The organism is Serratia sp. N21D137 (genome assembly GCF_047530005.1).
GTDB classification, from domain to species: domain Bacteria; phylum Pseudomonadota; class Gammaproteobacteria; order Enterobacterales; family Enterobacteriaceae; genus Chania; species Chania fonticola_B.
On sequence record NZ_JBLJAJ010000077.1, the window covers coordinates 1 to 3537 of the forward strand.

Below are 3537 nucleotides of genomic sequence, written 5' to 3' on the forward strand. Positions count from 1 at the left end.
CAACCGGCAGCGTCGTCATTCCCGGTTGGGTAATCTCTCACCGGCAGACTTCGAGAAGAACTATTATTGCATGGCTGCTTAATAAAAGAACAAATGACAGTGTCCGCTATTGCCAGTACACCTCACTTCGCTATACATGCTTTTCCCCACGCAAACGTTCTGCATTCACCCTTCTTTTGAAAGCGTTAATGTTTTATTAGCACCTGTCGTTCAGAATGTCCTGACGCTGGCGTTTTTTTATCGTTCGTCCGGTTATGAACCACCAGAGCCCCTTTTCATCCCTGGGATAACGGCGTTTCCGATATCCGACTTTTCGGAGGGGGTTCTGTCTGACCAGAAACGTGGCTTATGTTAGCTGCAACAACGAGATCGGGCTTTCCGGTCTCTGTAAAAGGCGGAAATGATCTCGGGATCCATTGATTTGAACCAGATTGTATTGCTATTAGGGTGCCCTACGTATAGCAATTTGTTACCTTTAAAGCTATAATGGATGTATAGCAAATTGTTACCTATAGGAGGCTGTCATGCAGAGTGCAGTTCGTAAACCCACGCGAGATAAGCAAATTAATGTCCGAGCGACCGAAGAGGAACGTGCAGTGATCGACTATGCGGCAAGTTTGGTCAACAAGAACCGAACAGACTTCATTATTGAGAGAGCTGTTCATGAGGCACAGAACATCATCCTGGATCAGCGAGTATTCGTCCTGGACGATGCGCGTTATCAGGCATTCATTGAACAACTTGAAGCGCCTGTAGAAAACGTAGAGGGGCGCAAACGCTTAATGGCGGTGAAGCCTGAATGGAAATAATCATTACCGCGCCGGCACTGCTGACAGAAGCGCATATTCTCCAGCCGTTCGACTGCGGGAACGAGGTAATGAATGATTGGTTGTGCCGTCGAGCCATGAAAAACCAACGCCAGAATGCCTGCCGAACTTTCGTTATCTGTCTGGAGGATACCCAACGTGTGGTGGGGTATTATTCCCTTGCCACCGGTTCGGTTAGCCATGCTGATGTGGGCCGCAGCCTTCGCCAGAACATGCCTGATCCTGTTCCCATAATTCTGTTGGGGCGTTTGGCTGTCGATATCTGTACACAGGGCCATCACTTTGGCAAATGGCTTCTTAACGATGCCGTGAGGCGTGTTTCTAATTTGGCTGACCAAGTGGGAATTAAAGCCATCATGGTTCATGCCATCGATGATCAAGCTAGAGCCTTTTATGAATACTTTGGCTTCGTACAGTCTCCCATCGCACAAAACACGCTCTTCTACAAGATTTGATTGTGTCATCAAGAGTAGCCTTGGAGCGGTTCTGTCGCATTAAGGCGGCGTCAGGTGACGTACTGTTCTTTTAGCGATGTTACCTGCTGATCCCTCTGATCCGAAAAGCCTATAAACGTTTACATTACACTGTCGATATTATCGCGCAATATGTTCGCTGGTATCTGGCTTACTCCCTGAGCCTCCTAATCTGGAGGAAATGATGGCTGAGCGCGGTACTGTCGTTGACCATTCCACGCTCCATCGCTGGGTTATCCGTCTGGTACCGTTACTGGATAAGGGATTTCGGGTCGTGACGCAGACTTGCTGATCGCGTATGCTCCGCACTTTGGATAAAATTCATGGCAAAAGTTGATGTTGTCTGCCCTCAGTGCAATGAAACCCAGGGTGTACGATGTAACGGACATTCAGCATCCGGTGCCCAGCATTACATCTGCAAGCTCTGCTCAAAGACCTTTCAGCTCAACTTTAGCTATTCCGGTGCCAAACCAGACACACACCAAACCATTGTTAATATGGCGATGAATGGTTCTGGATGTCGCGCTACCGCACGGGTTCTCGGCATCAGCCTCAATACTGTTCTGCGGCACTTAAAAAAATTTCGCCAAAACAGGTAGCTGAGAATCTCGACACCGAAGCAGAAGCCGTTATCTGCTGTGAAGCCGATGAACAGTGGTCTTACGTGCGGTGTAAAGCCAATCCCCGGTGGTTGTTCTACGCTTATGACCGTATCCGCAAACGGGCTCTGGCTCACGTCTTCGGCCCGAGAAATGCCTCGACTCTGCAACGATTGCTGGCCCTGTTAAGCAAATTTAATATTGCCTTTTACATGACGGATGCTTGGCCGGTTTATAAGGTCCTGTTGAGCGCAACCAGCCACGTGATGAGCAAGAAATATACCCAAAGGATAGAACGGCATAATCTTAATCTTCGCACACATATCAAACGACTGACCCGCAGAACAATTTGCTTTTCGAAGTCAGAGGAAATGCACGATAAGATCATCGGTTGGTATTTTACTATTCATCACTATCAATAAATCTGCGTCACGACCCTTTTTCATGATGGTATTAATCACCATATTCTCCATGTAATACGGTATGAAGGAAATGATGCTGCGCATGAAAGTAATTTATAAACGCAAGATGACGCGCGCATGATTTTAAGTTTCACTGAAAGTTTTCTAAAAAGTAACTCCTTACGCCATGACACTTAATAAAAATGACAAACACCTCCTGGTGAACGGGTTCTCGGTGCTGGCAGTAGTTTCGCCAGCACATAAAGTCTGGCTCGACGCGTGAGGGGCACCGGGGCGAGCCGCTTTTCCCGGCAGCGGGATCGGTGTTTCCGTTCTCTGCCATTTCGGCAACCCGCCACCCCGCCCCGCCAGACACCACATGTAGGGGTTCTATCAGCTGCTAGAGCCACTATATGCTGTATTTTACCCCGCCCGATCCGTCTCACAAACAGGGCGATTAACGCTTTAATGCATTCCGAGTTATGGTATAACTCCAAAAATCGGAAAAATAAAAGGATCCGCGCGGATCCCCCCTCTGGCAGGATAGTTGTCACCCTCTAAAATTTAATCAGTTGGGGGTTAAGGCTTGAATGTGCCGAGTTACAGCGAAGAACGTAAGCAAGAGATATTAAGCAAGTTATTGCCACCATTAAATATGACCGTGGCAGAAGTTTCCCGCAATGAAGGGATTGGACTGCAAACCTTGTATAATTGGCGGCATAAAGCCAAACAACAAGGTCGCCCTGTGCCAGGAAATAAATCAACACCTGACCAATGGTCAGCAGAGGCTAAGTTCGCCACTGTACTTGAAACTGCCAGTTTGAATGAAGCCGAATTGAGCGAGTATTGCCGCGCCAAAGGCTTGTATGTTGAACAAGTGAAAGCCTGGAAAGCGGATGCGCTCAGAGGCTTTATGAGTTCTCGTGAACAGGAGCTTGAAGCCAAACGGCAGCGGCAGGCAGACCAAAAAGAAATCAAACAGTTAAAACGTGAACTTCGGCAAAAAGAAAAGGCTCTCGCAGAAACCGCAGCGATATTGGTGCTGCGAAAAAAGTTAAATGCGCTTTGGGAGAACGACCACGAGGACGACTGACCTCCTTCCTGCAGCGCACTGAACCGTACCGGGTTTTCGGGAGACTAAACTCTCAGTGAAAGGAGACCCGAAATGACATCCAAACGAGCAAACCGTTACCCACCAGAGCTGCGTGAGCGGGCTGTCCGAATGCTGCTGGAACAG

4 protein-coding genes and 2 pseudogenes are annotated in these 3537 nt (G+C 48.3%); all 6 read left to right on the forward strand.

The genetic code is table 11. The annotated features are described in order from the left end of the window. The coding region (locus tag ACMV5H_RS25120; RefSeq protein ID WP_414822758.1) for a hypothetical protein at positions 1–200 on the forward strand (200 nt) is incomplete at its 5' end. Between the two features lie 324 nt (positions 201–524). Next, positions 525–809 carry a DUF1778 domain-containing protein gene (locus tag ACMV5H_RS25125; RefSeq protein ID WP_074032254.1) on the forward strand — a complete coding sequence of 95 codons (285 nt, stop codon included), beginning with the start codon at positions 525–527 and terminating at the stop codon, positions 807–809. After that, entirely contained in the window at positions 800–1282 is a 483-nt protein-coding gene (locus ACMV5H_RS25130) for a GNAT family N-acetyltransferase (RefSeq protein ID WP_115160244.1), read from the forward strand. Before ACMV5H_RS25125 ends, ACMV5H_RS25130 begins: the two co-directional genes overlap by 10 nt. A gap of 89 nt (positions 1283–1371) precedes the next feature. Further along, positions 1372–1571 (forward strand): annotated as a pseudogene (locus ACMV5H_RS25135) (IS6 family transposase); the annotation flags it as partial. Positions 1572–1623: 52 nt separating this feature from the next. Beyond that, a protein-coding gene (locus tag ACMV5H_RS25140) for an IS1 family transposase (protein WP_414822757.1) occupies positions 1624–2321 on the forward strand; the annotation gives its coding sequence in 2 pieces (ribosomal slippage) (positions 1624–1885 and positions 1885–2321; 699 coding nt in all). A 571-nt stretch (positions 2322–2892) separates the two neighbouring features. Next, positions 2893–3410, forward strand: a pseudogene (locus ACMV5H_RS25145) (transposase); the annotation flags it as partial. Positions 3411–3537: the final 127 nt, after the last annotated feature.

Coding starts and splice junctions, on each gene's coding strand:
- ACMV5H_RS25125 (WP_074032254.1), top strand. CDS start 525: ATGCAGAGTGCAGTTCGTAAACCCACGCGAGATAAGCAAATTAATGTC.
- ACMV5H_RS25130 (WP_115160244.1), top strand. CDS start 800: ATGGAAATAATCATTACCGCGCCGGCACTGCTGACAGAAGCGCATATT.